We start from the raw sequence: 1455 nt of genomic DNA on the forward strand, positions 1-1455 counted from the left end.
GTCCTATTTCATTACAATATTGACTTTCAGTTGGGGTTGGCGACGCGGTTTACCATGGTCACAAATCTCAGTTGCATGGTCGATTTCTTTTTCATGCTCAGCGGCTTCGTCATGGTGCAGGGTTATCGGAGCCGTCTTGGATCTGCTCGGGAATACGGGGAGTTTCTACGGGCCCGGTGGGCGCGCATCTATCCGTTGCACGTCCTGATTTTGGCTTGCTATCTGTTGCTTATCGCCATCGCGCATCTCCTGCACGTTCAGCCCAATCACCCGGAGATATTGGCGCTTTCCGGCCTGCCGGCAAATCTGCTCCTCGTGCAAGCCTGGGGGTTCCTCGACCATCCGAGTTTTAATGTGCCCTCGTGGTCGATTAGCGCAGAGTGGTTTGTCTACCTGCTAGCGCCCGCCGTCTTCGCTATCGTTCGCCGTGTCAGTCTCTCGTTTAGCATGTTTTGCACCCTGCTGATGGTTGCCGCCATGATTGCGGTTCACAATGCATTCGGCGCGCAGGATTGGATGGACTTGACGTATCAGTTTGGAATGTTGCGCGCCCTCCCCAGCTTCTTTGCCGGCGCCGCGACCGCGGAGGCGATATGCAATGGCCGGTTACGCGGCACGCCATCCTGGTGGACTGTCCATGCGCTGGCTGCGACTGCGTTGGTCGTGCTGTCACTCGACGTTCGGCGTGAATTGGTCCTGCCGGTCTTCTGCTCGCTCATCGCTTTTGCTGCTCTTGCTGATGCAGGCAAGGTCCCCTCTGTAATGAAGAACCGGGTTCTCCTCGTTCTCGGGGAGAGTTCTTACGCGCTCTATATGTCGCACGTTCTTGTGAGCGTGCCGCTTCTGGTAGCGGCGCGGCGTCTGCATCTAATCGAGACGCCGTGGACCTTCGCCTTCGCCTTTGCAAGTTTCGGGATTACGATCGTAGTGTCCTTGCTTTCCTACCGCTACTTCGAACGGCCTATGCGGAGTTGGATTACGCGAACCGCCAAAACGCCTTCGGCGAATCCTAGCCGAGACAGCGTATCGACGACCTCGTCTTCGATTACGATACGCTGAGGAGACTTGAAATATCAATGATTCCCCCTTAAGCTACGTCACGGCTATACCGTCAAGGAGGAAGTCGTAATCGCGCATTTAGGTGCAGTTAAATGGATTGTCGCTGCGCGATTTATAAGTAATTTCATCTGGTTGCCTTGGAGATTTGAGCTGTGACTCTCTATACGAAAACGTCCGACACTGCGGTCATCCTTCAGAATGCGGCATCGTCTCCGGGCGCCGGATGGTCCACCGTGGCCAATGTTCAAGCGGCATTTGACCAAGCTCGAAGCGGTGGCCTTCCATTGTTCATTAAACCAGGCGTCTATACAACAACAGAAATTCTCGTGAACTCCAGCACTGGCGGGGGACAAACCCTGGCCGTTTATGCAATTCCGGGCACTGTTGTGTTGCAGC

Annotated in this window: 2 protein-coding genes; both read left to right on the forward strand. The window is 54.9% G+C overall.

The annotated features are described in order from the left end of the window. Positions 1 to 1059 (forward strand): acyltransferase (locus tag A1351_RS09245; RefSeq protein ID WP_064032839.1); only part of this gene is annotated, 1059 nt, incomplete at its 5' end. 152 nt (positions 1060 to 1211) lie between these two features. Continuing rightward, positions 1212 to 1455 (forward strand): hypothetical protein (locus A1351_RS25645; RefSeq protein WP_210178253.1); only part of this gene is annotated, 244 nt, incomplete at its 3' end.

The sequence above is a fragment of the Methylosinus sp. R-45379 genome, assembly GCF_001644125.1.
In the GTDB taxonomy this organism is placed as follows: domain Bacteria; phylum Pseudomonadota; class Alphaproteobacteria; order Rhizobiales; family Beijerinckiaceae; genus Methylosinus.